Genomic DNA, 15,304 nt, shown 5'->3' with positions numbered 1-15,304 from the left:
TCTCTGCGAAGCTACAGCCGCCTCTGGAATACTGGATCGTCCGATCAAGTCGGACGATGACGGAGTGCCTTCCTAAAAATTCACCCGGTTCGAGATCCCGCCATCGACGACAAGATTGGAGCCCGTGGTGAACGACGACACCGGACTTGCCAGAAACACCGCCGCGCTCGCGATTTCCTGCGGCGTCGCCATGCGTCCCGTTGGATTGCGGGACAGCGCATCTTCGTAGCGCGTGGGCATGTTCTGCTCGACCATGTTCCAGACGCCGCCCTTGAAATAGACGGTGCCCGGCGACACCACATTGACGCGGATCTTCTTCTTTGCGTATTGCCGCGCCAGTCCCTTGGCCATGTGGATCAGCGCCGCCTTGACCGGGCCGTAGGAGCTTGCCTGGTCGGCCTGCGCCGCCGAGATCGAAGAGATGATGACGAAAGCGGCATCGCCGCTCTTTTCGCCGCTTGCCTCGAGGAACGGCCGCGCGGCGTCGAACGCATGCACGGCGCCGAGCACGTCGAGCCGGAAATTCTGCTCCCATGACGCGGCATCCGCTCCTTGCGCCATCGCGCCGGCATTGGAGAACAGCATGTCGATGCCGCCGAGTTCTTTTGCGACGCCCTCGATCCAGGATTTCAGCGCCGCGCCATCGGTGACGTCGACCGGGCTGCCGGTCGCGCGAATCCCGCTCGCCTTCAACTCGGCGACGGTGGTGGCAACCTGATCCGCATTGCGCGCGCACACCGCGACATCAGCACCTTCACCGGCAAGCGTCGCCGCAATCGCCCGCCCGATGCCGCGCGTGCCACCCAGCACGACGGCGGTTTTTCCTTTGAGACCGAGATCCATTGTTGGTTTTCCTTCTTGTTGTTGGCCGCGAGCAATCTAACCGCGATGAAACGCGGAGCCTCGCCAATGTCGTCCTGGCGAAAGCCAGGACCCATTACCATGAACGCGCGTTGTTGCGTGATGCTGTGGCCAGGGCGCGTCTAACAACGTTCGACCGGGGTAATGGGTCCTGGCTTTCGCCAGGACGACATCGCGTCTGCGGTTGATTGCGTCGCTCACATCGAACGCCCTCACTCCGGCGCGGCGCCCACCGGCGGGCCGCCGGGTGGGCGGTGCAGGAAGGTCAGCGATACGTAGGCGCCGACCCATGAGCCGATCGCTGCGAAACCGACATAGAAGGCATTTTCGGTGTAGCTGATCACCGCGTAAGACGAGAGCAGGTACCAGACCGCGCTCCAGGTCGCGGCGGGCACGCGCTTGCGCGCGACGACGGCGGAGGTGAACATCACATACACCGCGTCGGTTGCTGCCGTCGCGACCAACACGGCACCCGCAGTGAGGGGATCGATGGCGACCATTGCAGTCCTTTCCGTGCTAATGGGATGGTCGGCAAAACTAAAGGGAGAGCAACGGCCATGCAAAGCCCCGCCGGTATCCTCAGGGACATCTGGACCTCCGTCGGCGGCGAGGTGTCCGCGCTCGAACGCGTGCGCCTGACAGGCGAGGAGCCGCAAATCCCGTCCTCGTTTCGTGTCGCGGCCGCAGGCCAGGCCAGCGTTGCGGCCGCGGGTCTTGCCGCGGCGGAAATCTGGCGACTGCGCAGCGGCGAGGCACAGGACGTTTGCGTCGACATGCGCCACGCCGTCGTCGAATGCCGTTCCGAGCGCTACTTGCGCGTCGACGACAAGCCACCGCCGCCCGCCTGGGACGCGATCGCCGGAGTCTACAAGACCGGCGACAACCGCTTCGTCCGCTGCCACACCAACTTCCCGCATCACCGTGAGGCCGTCTGCAAGGTGCTGGCCTGCGAGCCTCAGCGCGAGAAGGTGCAGTCCGCGCTGGTGCAGTGGAAGGGCGAGGATTTCGAGACCGCGACGTACGCTGCCGGCGGGGTCGTCGCCTTGATGCGATCCTACGAAGAATGGTCGGCGCTGCCGCAGGCGCGCGCGCTCGCCGAACTGCCGCTGGTCTCGATCGAGAAGATCGGTGACGCGCCGCCAAAACCCTGGCCCAAGGGGTTATCGAAGAGCGACCGCCCACTGTCCGGCCTTCGCGTGCTCGATCTTTCCCGCGTGATCGCGGGCCCTGTCGCAGGCCGCACGCTCGCGGCACACGGTGCAGACGTGCTCCTGATCTCGGGACCCGAACTGCCGGCGATCCCCTGGCTCACCATCGATACCGGGCGCGGCAAGCTCACCACGTTCGTCGAACTGAAGAGTGAGACGGGGCGGGCGCAATTGCGCGAGCTTCTGAAAGACGCCGACATCTTCTCGCAAGGCTATCGCCCGCGCGCGCTCGCCGCGCTCGGCTTTTCACCGCAGGACGCAGCCAAGATCAATCCCGGCATCGTCTATGTGACGCTGTCGGCTTACGGCCATGCCGGCCCGTGGGCCGAGCGGCGCGGCTTCGACTCGTTGGTGCAGACCACGACCGGCTTCAACCATGCCGAGGGCCAGGCGGCCGGCATTGACGGGCCGAAGGAATTACCGGCGCAGATGCTCGATCATGCCACCGGCTACCTGATGGCGTTCGGCGCGATGATGGCCAAGGTCCGCCAGGCGCGCGAAGGCGGAAGCTGGCACGTTAGCGTATCGTTGGCGCAAACCGGACGCTGGCTGTGGAATCTCGGACGGCTCGAAGGTGGGCTAAACACCCCGGAGATTCCGGGGGATGCCGTACATCTGGCGTTCATCGAAACCATGCCATCTGGCTTCGGCACACTGCAGGCGGTGCGCCATTCGGCGCTGCTGTCGAAAACGCCGGCACAATGGAGTCGTCCGGCGATGCCGCTCGGCAGCCATCCGGCACTGTGGCCGGCTCGTAGCTGACACCAAGCTGACGTAAGCGCTCACGTGGCAGAATTTTAACGCAAACCGAAAGGCGACCTGCGTTTTTTGGTTGTTTGAAATCCCAATTCGGCACTATTAGCGCAACCGATGACGCGGTCATTTGCCGATATCATCGCAGACATGACCGGGCCCCATGGTAGTTGAAAATACCAAGCGATTGCAGGTGCTTACAAAGCAACGGGTGATCACATCCGTAGTTTTACTGTTACTTGCCGGAGCCGGCGTCTATGGCTTCGTCTTTGTAGGGGCCAAGGAGAAGAATCACTCCGAAATCTCCAGCCAGTCGCGCAGGAACGCCCAGAATTTCACGCCGACCCCGTCCGAATGGGCGACGCTTACAATGGAGCCGGTCAAGGCCAAGACCTTCCGCGCCGAATATGTCACCGAAGGCAAGGTCGCAGTCGACGAGGATCGCTCGACGCCGGTGTTCTCGCCCTATGCGGGCCGCGTAACCAAGCTGCTGGTGAAGCCCGGCGAGAGCGTCAAGCAAGGTCAACCGCTGTTCACGATCGAGGCCGCCGACACCGTGCAGGCCCAGAACGATTTCATCTCGGCGATGACCTCGCAGAACAAGGCGAAGTCGGCGCTCGAGCTCGCCGACATCCAGTACAAGCGCGCCAAGGATCTGTACGAAGGACACGCCGTTCCGCTGAAAGATTACCAGCAGGCCGAGACCAACCAGATCCAGGCGCAGAACGACATGCGCTCGTCGGTGACGGCGCTGGAAGCCGCACGGAACAAGCTGCACATCCTCGGCTTCAGCGATGAGGCGATCAAGGCGTTCCAGGACAAGGGCAGCATCAATCCGGAGATCACGATCTATTCGCCGCTGTCAGGCACGGTCGTGCAGCGAAAAATCGGTCCCGGCCAGTATGTCAACTCCGGCGCCAGCGATCCGGTCTTCGTGATCGGCGACCTTTCCACGGTCTGGCTCACCGCCTTCGTGCGCGAGAGCGATGCGGCCTCCGTCTGCATCGGGCAGGACATCAGCGTCAACGTGATGGCGCTGCCGGGCCGCCCGCTGACCGCCAAGATCAACTACGTCGCCGCGGCGATCGATCCCAGCACCCGCCGCCTGCTGGTGCGCGCCACCATCGAGAACAAGGACGGCCTGCTCAAGCCCGAGATGTTCGCCAACGTCACGATCTATTCGGCAGGCGACCGCGCCGCGCCCGCGGTGCCGAAGCAGGCGCTGATCTATGAGGGCGACCAGGTGCGCATCTGGGTCGCGCGCGACGACAAGTCGGTCGAGCTGCGCCACATCAAGATCGGTCTCGTCAATGGCGACCTCGTCGAGGTCACCAGCAACCTCAAGCCCGGCGAGCAGATCATCACCAAGGGCAGCCTGTTCATCGACCGCGCGGCGTCCGGTAGCTGATCGACGACCCCAGCATAACGAAGACCTGAATGGATCGCCTCGTCGCCTTTGCCGTCAACCGGCGCTTCCTGATGGTCGGCATGTTCGTCGCCGTGCTGATCGGCGGCCTGATTGCGTTCAACCAGCTCAACATCGAGGCCTATCCCGATCCGACCCCGCCGATGGTCGATGTGGTGACCCAGAGCCCGGGCCTGTCGGCAGAGGAGATCGAGCGCTACATCACGATTCCGATCGAGACCCAGGTGGCGGGTCTGAAAAATCTCACGACCATCCGCACCATTTCGCTCTATGGCCTGTCCGACATCAAGCTGCAGTTCTCCTTCGCCTACACCTATGACGAGGCGCTGCAGCAGGTCCTGAACCGGTTGGCGCAGCTCGCGCCCTTGCCCGGCAACGTGCAGCCGCAGATCTCGCCCTTGAGCCCGATCGGCGAAATCTTCCGCTATCGCCTTGTCGGTCCGCCGAACTACAGCGTGCTCGATCTCAAGACCATCCAGGACTGGATCCTGCAGCGCCGCTTCCGCGCCGTGCCGGGCGTGATCGACGTGACGGGGTGGGGCGGCAAGACCAAGACCTACGAAATGCAGGTCGACTTCAACAAGCTGATCGCCAATGGGCTCACGCTACCGCAGGTGCTCCAGGCGGTGAGCAACTCCAACGTCAATGTTGGCGGCAATACCGTCAACATCGGTTCGCAGTCGGCCGTGGTGCGAGGCGTCGGCCTGATCCGTTCCATCGACGATCTCGCCAACACCATGATCGCGCAGACCGCGGGCAATCCGGTGCTGGTCAAGGACGTCGCGACCGTGACCGTCGGCGAGAAGCCGCGGCTCGGCATCGCCGGGCTCGACGATGCAGACGACATCGTACAAGGCATCGTCTTGATGCGCCGCGGCGAGCAAAGCACACCGACCATCAAGCGCGTCGAACAGCTCGTTCAACAGATCAACAACTCCTCCATCCTGCCGCCCGGCGTGCACATCGAGCGCATCTACGACCGCAAGGACCTGATCGACCTCACCACTCATACCGTGCTGCACAACATGGTGGTCGGCATTTTGCTGATCGTGCTGCTGCAGTGGATATTCTTAGGCGATCTGCGCAGCGCGCTGATCGTCGGCGCCACCATTCCGTTCGCGCTGTTCTTCGCCGTGATCATCCTGGTGCTGCGCGGGGAATCGGCGAACCTGCTATCGGTCGGCGCGATCGACTTCGGCCTGATCGTGGACGCCACCGTCATCATGGTGGAGGCGATCTTCCGCCGCCTGACTCAGACCACGCCGCTCACCGAGTTCGAGCAGGTCTCGAACGAGACGCTGTTCGGCATGAAGAGCCATGCGATCCTCAGCGCCGCGGCCGACGTGTCGCGCTCGATCTTCTTTGCCGCTGCCATCATCATCGCGGCCTTCCTGCCGCTGTTCACGCTCTCCGGCGTCGAGGGCAACATCTTCGGGCCGATGGCGCGCACCTATGCCTATGCTCTCGCCGGCGGGCTGCTCGCGACCTTCACGGTGACGCCGGCGCTATCCGCAATCATTCTGCCGGCGCATGTCGAGGAAACCGAAACCAAGGTCATGCTGATCCTGCACCGGATCTATTCGCCGGTGCTGCATTGGGCGGTCGCCAATCGTAACATCGTGCTCGGCGGTGCAGTCGGCATCGTCGTGATGACGCTGGCGCTCAGCCGGCTGCTCGGCCTCGAATTCCTGCCGAAGCTGGAGGAGGGCAATCTCTGGATCCGAGCCACGCTGCCGCCGACCATCTCGCTCCAGGAAGGCAACACCTACGTCAACGAGATGCGCAAGCTGATCCGCAGCCGGCCTGAGGTCGAGTCCGTGGTGTCGCAGCACGGCCGCCCCGATGACGGTACCGACGCGGCCGGCTTCTTCAACGCCGAGTTCTTCGCGCCGCTCAAGCCCGCGAGCGAATGGCCGGGCACGCATGACAAGGAAGAGCTGACCGCGCAATTGCTCAAGCAGCTCGACGATCGCTTCCCCGGCGTCGAGTTCAATTTCTCGCAATATCTCCAGGACAACGTTTCCGAGGCCGTCTCCGGCGTGAAGGGCGAGAACTCGATCAAGCTGTTCGGCAGCGATCTCCAGGCGCTGACAGACACCGCCAACAAGATCAAATCGGTGCTGGCGACCGTGCAGGGCGTCACCGACCTTGCGGTGTTCACCTCGCTCGGACAGCCGACCATTCAGATCGACATCAACCGTGCCAAGGCCGCACGCTACGGCCTTGCGCCCGGCGACATCAATGCGACCATCAAGGTCGCGATCGGCGGCGATACCGCGGGCGATCTCTACGAGCCCGGCTCGGACCGCCACTTCCCGATCATCGTCCGCCTCGCGCCGGAATACCGCAAGAGCGCCGAGGCGATCCAGAATTTGCGCATCGGCGCGCCCGGGCCGAACGGCACCATCACGCAGATCCCCCTGAGCGAGGTCGCGACCATCAGCCTCGTCTCCGGCGCCGCTTACATCTATCGCGAGCAGCAGGAGCGTTACCTGCCGATCAAGTTCTCGGTGCGTGAGCGCGACCTCGGCAGCGCGATCCGAGAAGCGCAGCAGAAGATCGCCGACCAGGTGCAGTTGCCGCCGGGCTCGCACATGGAGTGGGTCGGTGAGTACGGCAACCTCCAGGACGCGATCCGGCGGCTGTCCATCGTGGTGCCGATTTCGCTGGCGCTAATCGCCATCCTGCTCTGGTTCAATTTCGGCTCGATGACAGAAACACTGCTCGCCATGAGCGTGATCCCGATGGCGATTTTCGGCGGCGTGCTCGGCCTCGTCATCACCGGCACTCCCTTCAGCGTCTCCGCGGCGATCGGCTTCATCGCGCTGTTCGGCATCGCCGTGATGGACGGCATCATCATCATCTCGCAGTTCAACCAGCTCATCGAGGAGGGAATCGACCGGATGACCGCGGTGATCCGGACCGGCGAATTGCAGCTCCGCCCCGTGCTGATGACCTGCGTGGTTGCAGGCGTCGGGCTGTTGCCCGCGGCGCTCTCGCAAGGCATCGGTTCGCAGGTGCAGAAGCCGCTGGCGGTCGTCGTCGTCACCGGCATGATGCTGGCGCCGGTCGTCATCCTGGTGACGTTGCCGGTCCTGATCTCCTTCTTCTCGCGTCGCGCGCGCTGAGAGCCTCAGAACCCGTAGAGCCGCGCCGGATTGTCGACCAGGATTTTCTTGCGCACATCGGCATCCGGCGCCCAGACCGGAAGCTGGTTGAGCAAGCGGCCGTCGTCGATCTGGTAGAGCGGCGCGATGTCGGTGGCCTTGCGCCCCTCGACATGGCTCGAATCCGGATGCGGCCAGTCGGTGCCCCAGACGATGCGGTCCGGATTGGCCGCGATCAGCGCGCGCGCATAGGGCACCATGTCCTGATAGTCGGGCGCGAGCTTTGACGAACGATAGGCTCCGGAAATCTTCACATAGGCCTTGCCGGATTTGACGAGCGCGATCAGGTCGGCAAATCCCGGCTGCTCCAGCCCGAGCGAGGCCTCAAGGCCGCCGAAATGGTCGAACACGGCCGGCACGGGTGCCGCAAGCACGAGATCCTTGATCGCCGAGATCATCGGCAGCGTCGTGTAGAGCTGCACGTGCCAGCCGCGCGCCTTCATGCGCTCGACCGCCGCGGTGAAGCGGGTACGTCCGACATTGGGATCGCTGATGCCGCCGGTGGCGAGATTGATGCGGATGCCGCGGAAGCCGTCCTGCTGCATCGTATCGAGCTGGGCCTCCGTCGTCTTGTCGTCGATCACCGCGACCCCGCGCGCGGTCGCGCCGCGCGCCTTCATGCCGAACAGGGTGGAGGAGTTGTCGGTGCCGTAGACGCTCGGCGTCACGATCACCACGCGCTCGATATGCAGCGCCTTGTGCAGCGCCGCCATCTCCTCCGGAGAGGCCGGCTCCGGCGTATAGACGCGCCCTGCAAAGAACGGAAACTTCTCGGGATCGCCGTGGATATGGGTGTGGCAGTCGCACGCGTGGGCCGGGACATCGAAATTGACCGGCGTCGCGGGCTGCGCTGCCTTGGCGTGGGCTTTGCTGGTCATGGCTACTCCTGCGGCAAGGGAGGCAAGCAGGACGCTGCGTCGGTTGAGCATGGTTTCTCTCCCCGCTTATTGTTCTGATCGAGGGAGAATATCACGTCCGCCGGCGGCGCCTTCGTCCAGCGGCCGCATGGCTGGTGAGCGTTGCAGGGAGTTTCTTCAGGGCTGGCCGGCGGGATTGGGGGCCGGACGCCGGAGGCGGATATGTCGCGAGCGATCACTGCCCCGACGGCGTGCGCAGGCCGTGCCAGGCGTCGCGGACCTGGTGATAGTGCACTTCGGGCAGATAGTCCGGCGTGTTCAGGTTCAACGTCTTGACGTCGAGATGCCCGATGGCGCTGAGCAGCGTGTAGGACGCGATGACGCGGTCGCGCAGCGCGCCGATCAGGCGTGCCTTGGCCTGGATCAGGTCGGCCTGCGAGTTCAGCACGTCCACCGTCGTGCGCTGTCCGCCGGCCGCCTCGCGCTGCACGCCTTGCAGGGCGACCGTGGCTGCCTTCACTTCGGACTCGGAAGCAGAGACTGCGATCTTGGCGCCCTCATTGGCAACCCAGGCGCTGACCGCGGCGGTGCGCGCCTGGTTGCGGACTTGGTCGAGCACGAGCCGGCTCTGCGCCGTGACTTCCTTGGCCTGCCGGGTTTGCGAGGCGGCCTGGCCGCCGTCGTAGATCGGGGCGGTGACGTTGGCGACGATCGAGGCCTGGTCGGTGCCGAAGGTGCCGAGCGTCGGGTCGCTGTCGCGGCTGCGGCTGACGCTGCCCTGGACGCTGGCGCTGGGCAGCAGCGCGCCTTCGGCCACGCGGATGTTGGTCGAGGCGACGTCGACGTCGAAACCGGCGGCCATCACCGCCGGATGCTCGCGGATCGCCATCGCCATCGAATCCTCCCGGCTCTTCGGCAGATAGCGATCGACGACCTCGGCGGGGCGAAGCTGCGCGGGCGGATTGCCGATCACCTGCGCATAGGTCGCCTGGCTCACCGCAAGCGCGACTTCGGCGGCGTTGAGATCGGCGAGCCCGCGGTTGAGGCGGGCCTCCGCCTGCGCGGTGTCGGTCGGGGTGACGTCTCCGGCGTTGAGGCGTCGCTGGGTGACAGCGAGCGTCTCGCGCAGGAAGGCGACGTTGGAGCGTTGGGCTTCGACCAACGACTGGTTGGCAAGCACGTTGGTGTAGGCCGTGACCGCGTCGAGCAGCACGCCCTGTCCGACATTGCGCAGTGCCTCGCGGCCAGACTGCACCTGGAGCTCGGCGACCCGCACGCTGTTGGCGGTCCGGAAGCCGTTGAACAGGGTCTGCGTCACGGTGACGCCGATGGTCCAGGGCTTCAGCGTCGCGGTCTGGATGGTGTTGTTGGGCAGCAGGTCTCGTACCGCTTGCAGGCCGGCGCTCAGGCTCGCCACGATCTGCGGCCGGTAGCCGACGAGCGCCTGCGGCACATTCTCGTCAGTCGCGCGCTGCCGCGCGCGCTCGGCATTGAGCTGCGGATTGGTCTGGTAGGCCTTGGCCAGGGCCTCGGGCAGGGCTTCGGCCCGCACAGGGGCCGGCAGGGCGCACGTCAGCATCAGCGCAGACCATGCGACAAGAGCAGGGCCCGCGCCCGGTCGACGCCGCATCCACTCGCGGCCAGTACTGGCGGTCCGCCCGTTCATATGATCCCGCAAAACCCCGGCTGTCCGCCCCCGCCGACGGCGGCCCTCTTAACTGTTTAACCAGCGGAGGTCTCGCAGGCAAACTGCCGCGGATGAAACCCCCATGAAATCCGTGCTTGTTGCAGGTGCGTCACACACGAATCCCATCCCCAAATGCGCTATAGGAGAGCACAGACGCCTCTCGATCCCGGAAGGCGCCTTTGCCTTGCGGTCCGGACCTCGCGGATGATGCCGAAACTGTTCTCCGACGCCGACGCTCTCGCCGAGGAGATCATTCGCGACGTCGGGACCGATCTTGTGGTCGGGCTGCCGCTCGGCCTCGGCAAGGCCAATCATGTGGTCAATGCTCTCTATGCGCGGGCTTGCGCCGATCCTGACATCAAGCTGACACTGCTCTCGGCGCTGACACTGGAAAAGCCGAAGCCGGCGAGCCTGATCGAGCGCCGCTTCATCACGCCCGTCATCGACCGCCTGTTCGGCGGCTATCCCGATCTCGCCTATGCCGGCGCGCTGCGCGAGGGCAGGTTGCCGCCCAATGTCAGTGTCTTCGAATTCTTCTTTCTTGCAGGGCGCTGGCTGCATGTGCCTGCAGCGCAGCAGAACTACATCTCGGCCAACTACACCCACGCCGCGGACTATCTCCTCGCATGCGGGCTCAACGTGGTGACGCAGCTTGTCGCCAAGCGCATCGTCAATGGCGTGCCGCGCTACAGCCTGTCCTGCAATACGGACACGACGCTGGACGTGCTGCGCGAGCGCCGCGCCGGACGCGCATCGTTCAAGCTGATCGCGCAGGTGAATTCCGAACTGCCGTTCATGCCCGGCGCGGGCGATCTTCCGGCCGATGAGTTCAGCGCGGTTCTGGAGAGTGCTGCGACCGACTTTCCGCTGTTCGCGCCGCCGTCGGAGCCGATCTCCGATACCAAATATGCCATCGGGCTGAATGCGGCATCGCTGGTGCCCGATGGCGGCTCGCTTCAGATCGGCATCGGGCAGATCGGCGACGCACTGGCGCAGGGCCTGATCCTGCGCCATCGCGACAGTGCAGCCTTTCACGACATCATGACCCGGCTGTCGCCGGCGCGGCCGGCGGTCGCTCAGGAGACCAGTTCGTTCGACTTAGGCCTCTACGGCGTCAGCGAGATGCTGACGGAGGCGTTCATCGGGCTGATCGATGCCGGCATTCTCAAGCGCGCAGTCGACGGCGTCGTGCTGCACGGCGCTTTCTTTCTCGGTCCAAAGTCCTTCTATCGCGCGCTGCGCGAGATGCCGCCCGACCAGATCGCGCGCATCCAGATGATGCCGGTGTCGTTCACCAACGCGCTGTATGGCGAGGAGGAGCAGAAGCGCCGCGCCCGCGTCGATGCGCGCTTCGTCAACAACACGATGATGGCGACTCTCATGGGAGCCGCCGTCTCCGACGGCCTCGACGATGGGCAGGTGGTGAGCGGCGTCGGCGGGCAGTACAATTTCGTGGCGCAAGCCTTTGCGCTGAAGGGAGCACGATCGGTGCTGACGCTCGAGGCGACGCGGCAGGCCGGCGGTAAGCTCCGATCAAACGTCCTCTGGCGATACGGGCATGAGACCATCCCGCGGCATCTGCGCGATGTCTTCGTCACCGAATATGGCGTTGCCGATCTCAGGGGAAAGTCGGACGCCGACGTGATCGCCGCAATGCTTGCGATCGCCGACTCGCGCTTCCAGGACGAGCTGATGCGGGTTGCGCAGGAGGCCGGCAAACTGCCCCGCGGCTACGAGCTCCGGGCGGTCCATCGCGAGAACCACCCCGAGCGGATTGCGAAGGCGCTCAAAGGCGCGCGCGAAGCCGGGCTGCTGCCGTCGTTTCCGTTCGGCTCTGATTTCACCGAGGTCGAGCAACGTCTCATCCCTGCGCTGCAGATCCTGCAAGGTGCGCAGCGCTCGCCACGCGTGCTCGCGGGCCTGCTATGGCAGGGAGTGACACGCATTCCCGACGCGGCCGACGAGGCCTGCCTCGCACGCCTTGGCCTTGATCGTCCCAAGACCTGGCCGGAACACGGCTATCGCGCGCTGGTGAGTGCAGCCTTGGCGCGGAGCCGTAGCAACTAACTCGGCCGTCGCCGGGACGACTGCGAATGTTTAATCACCGTCGTCCCGGCGAAGGCCTGGCGAAGGCCGGGACCCATAAACCCAGGGAGAAGTTGTCGCGCGAACCGGTAACCGCGAGTCTTCGCCAAACCACTTCCTCTGGCTATCGCGACGAGCGCAAAGCGCTCGCGCGGGGGTCCCCGATCTGCGCTCCGCTTCGCTGCGCTTGTCCGGCACGACGGCGAATTTTAATTAGCGGACCCCTACCGGTTCTTGTTCACCGGCTTGCGCTTCTCGATGAACGCGGCCATGCCCTCGGAGCGGTCTTCCAGCGCGAAGGTCGAGTGGAACAGGTTGCGTTCGACGCTCATGCCCTCGGCGAGCGTGGTCTCGAACGCGCGGTTCACCGCCTCCTTGGCCATCGCGGCCGCGGGCCGCGACATCGAAGCGATCTTCTCGGCGGCCGCCAGCGCCTCGTCGATCAGCTTGTCGGCCGGAACGATGCGGCTGACGAGGCCGCTGCGTTCGGCTTCCGCCGCATCCATCATGCGGCCGGTGAGGCAAAGGTCCATGGCCTTGGACTTGCCGATCGCGCGCGTCAGGCGCTGCGTGCCGCCGATGCCGGGAATGGTGCCGAGCGTGATCTCGGGCTGGCCGAACTTCGCGGTGTCGGCGGCGATGATGATGTCGCACATCATGGCGAGCTCGCAGCCGCCGCCGAGCGCATAGCCCGCGACCGCCGCAATCGTAGGCTTGCGGCAGCGTGCCACGCGATCGCCGCCGATCGCGGCAAAATCCTCGGAGAACATGTCGATGAAGGCCTTCGGCTGCATCTCCTTGATGTCGGCGCCGGCGGCGAAGGCCTTCTCGCTGCCGGTCAGGACGATGCAGCCGATGGCGTCATCGGCCTCGAGATCGGCGACGGCCGCGGCGATCTCGCGGAAGACGCCGAAAGACAGCGCATTGAGCATCTTCGGCCGGTTCAGCTTGATGATGCCGACCGCGCCTTTGCTTTCGACGATGATGTGTTCGAACGTGCTCATGCTCCACCCACGCTTTTGATTGAGCGGGCAATTTGCCCGCTGGCGCGGTGGGCTTCAAGGGGCCAAAAGCCACCGGGACGCGCGTGCCGCGCGCCCCGGAACAGGCGTCAGGCCATGAACATGCGCGCGGCGGATGCCAGCGTCAGAAGTGCGCCGGCACCGATGAAGATCTTGCCGATCAGCGAGCTCTGGTCCCAGGCCGAGCTCTGCTGGCTGCTTGCGGCCATCACCGGCGCCGGACGCGGCTGCGCGTCGGTTGCTGCGGCCACCGCCTTCTGCGCGGGCGGGTTGTCCTGTTGCAGGGCGCGGTCGACCTCGTTGAGCTGGTCGGACGCGACCACCTGGTTCTCGGCGCCGGAGGCGGCGGCATTGTCGGCGGCCGCCTGCACGTTGTCGTTGGCCCGATTGGTCATTGCAGTGGCCGCAGCCGCAGTCGGTGTGTCGGCGGCAGCAAGCTGCGCATTGGCGTTGGCGACTGTCGGCGGCATCTGACTGGAGGCCGGCGTGTCGTTGTTGGCCTTTGCGTCGGCTGCCTTTGCCGCGTCCTTCTTGCCGGCCTGGTCGTCGGAGGATTTTTCCGCCGTCTTGCTGCTACTGCTGCGGCGGTGCGAGGTGTGGCGCCGGTGCTTGCTGGGCTTGACCTCGTCGGCCTGTTTGCTCGCGCTGTCCGTTTTGGTGGCAGCATCCGGCGCCGCCTGTGCCGCGCCCCCGCACAGCAAGAAAAGTCCGGCCAGAAGAATCAAGGCCGCGCGTCCACTGGTTTTCATCATGTTGACGATCTCCCCAATCCGCCCGTCCCGGGGGCGAAGAGAGACGCCGGGGCGTGACCACAGCGGGGCAGAAAATGGGAATCTTCGGGCTACACCGGGCAAAAACGGGGCAAACCAGCACCTCCTGATCCGCTCTCTGACCCGCCCTCGGATGCGAGCGGGACTGATCGGTGTTATGAGCCTCCCCGGGCTTCGCGGCCGGGACTTGGGAGGCTGACCATTGATCACGAATTTGTGATCTTGTGGGATCGGCGTAACAAATTGAAAGAGCGGCCGAATTGCATGGTGAGGGGCGCGCGTGCGCGGACGTGAGGACGAGTGGACCGGCCTGATGCGGTCGGCCATGGCGGGCGATGGTGCGGCGTATCATCGCCTGTTGAAGGCGATCACGCCGGTGCTGCGGGCTGCCGCAAGGCGCGGTCTGGCGCGGGCTGGGCAGCCTGCCGATCAAGCCGAGGATATCGTGCAGGACATTCTGTTGGCGGTGCATCTGAAGCGGCACACTTGGGATAGCCAAGCCCCCTTCGCCCCGTGGCTGTTCGCGATCGCCCGCAACAAGCTGATCGATGCGCTGAGACGCCGCGGCAGGCGTGTCTTCGTCAACATCGACGATTTCGCCGAGACGCTGCCGGGCGAGACGCCGCAGGACACGGCCTCGGCGAGCGAGGTCGCGACCCAGCTCAACACCCTGCCACAACGCCAGCGCGAGGTGTTGCAGTCGATCGCCGTCGATAGCGCCTCGATCAGGGACACGGCGGCAAAGTTCTCGATGAGCGAAGGTGCGGTGCGCGTCGCGCTGCATCGAGGTCTTGCCGCGCTCACAGCCAAACTGCGGGACCACTAGTCATGGATACCGATCAACTCATTCGCACGCTCGCGGCCGACAACGCCCATCGTGCGCCGCGCGTCGGCGCGGTGCTGACCATGGCGCTGCTGGTGGCGGCGCCCTTGTCGATCCTGATCTTCGCGACCTTCCTCGGCGTTCGGCCGGACGTCATGAGCGCGATGCACAACCCGTTCTTCGACATGAAGTTCGCGGTGACGCTGTCGCTGGCGATCCCTGCGATCATCATCAGCCTGCACCTGTCGCGCCCCGAAGCCTTGATGCGCGGCTGGGGCTGGCTGCTGCTGCTCCCCGCGGGACTGCTCGCGGTCGCGATCGGCGGCGAGATGATGATGGCGCCGGCCATGCCGATGACGATGCGGATGGTCGGCAAGAATTCCAGGGTATGCCTGTCGGCAATCCCGGCGATGTCGCTGCCACTGCTTGCGGGCGCGCTGTTTGGCCTGCGTCACGGCGCGCCGTCGCGGCCCGCGCTCGCCGGCGCGCTGGCCGGCTTGCTGTCGGCCGGGCTCGCCGCGACGCTCTATGCCTCGCACTGCACCGACGACTCTCCCCTGTTCGTCGCGACCTGGTACACGATCGCGACCGCGCTGGTGACGGCGATCGGTGCGCTCGTCGGGTCGAAGGTTTTGCGCTACTAGC

Annotated in this window: 12 protein-coding genes; 6 read left to right on the top strand and 6 right to left on the bottom strand. The window is 65.2% G+C overall.

Going from position 1 to position 15,304, the window contains the following annotated elements; translation table 11 throughout:
* Window positions 1–72: 72 nt before the first annotated feature.
* Both MTR72_RS03310 and MTR72_RS03305 read right to left on the bottom strand, forming a co-directional pair.
* Entirely contained in the window at window positions 73–843 is a 771-nt protein-coding gene (locus tag MTR72_RS03310) for an SDR family NAD(P)-dependent oxidoreductase (RefSeq protein ID WP_280965002.1), read from the bottom strand.
* A gap of 230 nt (window positions 844–1,073) precedes the next feature.
* Window positions 1,074–1,361, bottom strand: a complete 288-nt coding sequence (locus MTR72_RS03305) for a hypothetical protein (RefSeq protein WP_280965001.1) — start codon at window positions 1,359–1,361, stop codon at window positions 1,074–1,076.
* A gap of 57 nt (window positions 1,362–1,418) precedes the next feature.
* Here MTR72_RS03305 and MTR72_RS03300 point away from each other — a divergent pair, with 57 nt between their 5' ends.
* The 3 genes from MTR72_RS03300 to MTR72_RS03290 all read left to right on the top strand — a co-directional run bounded on the left by MTR72_RS03300 (window position 1,419) and on the right by MTR72_RS03290 (window position 7,376).
* Complete coding sequence (locus MTR72_RS03300) at window positions 1,419–2,831, top strand: CoA transferase (RefSeq protein WP_280965000.1); 1,413 nt, start codon at window positions 1,419–1,421, stop codon at window positions 2,829–2,831.
* Between the two features lie 154 nt (window positions 2,832–2,985).
* Window positions 2,986–4,230 (top strand): efflux RND transporter periplasmic adaptor subunit, encoded by a 1,245-nt coding sequence (locus tag MTR72_RS03295; RefSeq protein WP_280964999.1) that lies wholly within the window; start codon window positions 2,986–2,988, stop codon window positions 4,228–4,230.
* A 29-nt stretch (window positions 4,231–4,259) separates the two neighbouring features.
* Window positions 4,260–7,376, top strand: a complete 3,117-nt coding sequence (locus tag MTR72_RS03290) for an efflux RND transporter permease subunit (RefSeq protein WP_280964998.1) — start codon at window positions 4,260–4,262, stop codon at window positions 7,374–7,376.
* Window positions 7,377–7,381: 5 nt separating this feature from the next.
* On the opposite strand, the gene MTR72_RS03285 is transcribed toward MTR72_RS03290, so the two are convergent.
* Window positions 7,382–8,344, bottom strand: a complete 963-nt coding sequence (locus MTR72_RS03285) for an amidohydrolase family protein (RefSeq protein ID WP_280964997.1) — start codon at window positions 8,342–8,344, stop codon at window positions 7,382–7,384.
* 163 nt (window positions 8,345–8,507) lie between these two features.
* A complete protein-coding gene (locus MTR72_RS03280) occupies window positions 8,508–9,851 on the bottom strand; it encodes a TolC family outer membrane protein (protein WP_280964996.1) in 1,344 nt (447 codons plus the stop codon).
* A 315-nt stretch (window positions 9,852–10,166) separates the two neighbouring features.
* On the opposite strand from MTR72_RS03280, the gene MTR72_RS03275 reads away from it, so the two are divergent.
* A complete protein-coding gene (locus MTR72_RS03275) occupies window positions 10,167–12,026 on the top strand; it encodes an acetyl-CoA hydrolase/transferase C-terminal domain-containing protein (protein ID WP_280971031.1) in 1,860 nt (619 codons plus the stop codon).
* A 242-nt stretch (window positions 12,027–12,268) separates the two neighbouring features.
* On the opposite strand, the gene MTR72_RS03270 is transcribed toward MTR72_RS03275, so the two are convergent.
* Together MTR72_RS03270 and MTR72_RS03265 are read right to left on the bottom strand one after the other, a co-directional pair.
* Entirely contained in the window at window positions 12,269–13,048 is a 780-nt protein-coding gene (locus tag MTR72_RS03270; RefSeq protein WP_341510099.1) for an enoyl-CoA hydratase, read from the bottom strand.
* A 107-nt stretch (window positions 13,049–13,155) separates the two neighbouring features.
* Complete coding sequence (locus tag MTR72_RS03265) at window positions 13,156–13,818, bottom strand: hypothetical protein (RefSeq protein WP_341510098.1); 663 nt, start codon at window positions 13,816–13,818, stop codon at window positions 13,156–13,158.
* 298 nt (window positions 13,819–14,116) lie between these two features.
* On the opposite strand from MTR72_RS03265, the gene MTR72_RS03260 reads away from it, so the two are divergent.
* Together MTR72_RS03260 and MTR72_RS03255 are read left to right on the top strand one after the other, a co-directional pair.
* Window positions 14,117–14,662, top strand: coding sequence for a sigma-70 family RNA polymerase sigma factor (locus tag MTR72_RS03260; protein WP_280964993.1), 546 nt, complete (start codon window positions 14,117–14,119; stop codon window positions 14,660–14,662).
* Between the two features lie 2 nt (window positions 14,663–14,664).
* A complete protein-coding gene (locus MTR72_RS03255) occupies window positions 14,665–15,303 on the top strand; it encodes a DUF1109 domain-containing protein (protein WP_280964992.1) in 639 nt (212 codons plus the stop codon).
* Window position 15,304: the final 1 nt, after the last annotated feature.

This window comes from Bradyrhizobium sp. ISRA442, from assembly GCF_038085055.1.
In the GTDB taxonomy this organism is placed as follows: Bacteria; Pseudomonadota; Alphaproteobacteria; order Rhizobiales; family Xanthobacteraceae; genus Bradyrhizobium.
This window is presented reverse-complemented; position numbering and strand designations above follow the sequence as displayed.

Coding starts and splice junctions, on each gene's coding strand:
- MTR72_RS03280 (WP_280964996.1), bottom strand. CDS start 9,851: ATGCTGACGTGCGCCCTGCCGGCCCCTGTGCGGGCCGAAGCCCTGCCC.
- MTR72_RS03255 (WP_280964992.1), top strand. CDS start 14,665: ATGGATACCGATCAACTCATTCGCACGCTCGCGGCCGACAACGCCCAT.
- MTR72_RS03295 (WP_280964999.1), top strand. CDS start 2,986: ATGGTAGTTGAAAATACCAAGCGATTGCAGGTGCTTACAAAGCAACGG.
- MTR72_RS03270 (WP_341510099.1), bottom strand. CDS start 13,048: ATGAGCACGTTCGAACACATCATCGTCGAAAGCAAAGGCGCGGTCGGC.
- MTR72_RS03300 (WP_280965000.1), top strand. CDS start 1,419: ATGCAAAGCCCCGCCGGTATCCTCAGGGACATCTGGACCTCCGTCGGC.
- MTR72_RS03285 (WP_280964997.1), bottom strand. CDS start 8,344: ATGCTCAACCGACGCAGCGTCCTGCTTGCCTCCCTTGCCGCAGGAGTA.
- MTR72_RS03290 (WP_280964998.1), top strand. CDS start 4,260: ATGGATCGCCTCGTCGCCTTTGCCGTCAACCGGCGCTTCCTGATGGTC.
- MTR72_RS03265 (WP_341510098.1), bottom strand. CDS start 13,818: ATGATGAAAACCAGTGGACGCGCGGCCTTGATTCTTCTGGCCGGACTT.
- MTR72_RS03310 (WP_280965002.1), bottom strand. CDS start 843: ATGGATCTCGGTCTCAAAGGAAAAACCGCCGTCGTGCTGGGTGGCACG.
- MTR72_RS03275 (WP_280971031.1), top strand. CDS start 10,167: ATGCCGAAACTGTTCTCCGACGCCGACGCTCTCGCCGAGGAGATCATT.
- MTR72_RS03305 (WP_280965001.1), bottom strand. CDS start 1,361: ATGGTCGCCATCGATCCCCTCACTGCGGGTGCCGTGTTGGTCGCGACG.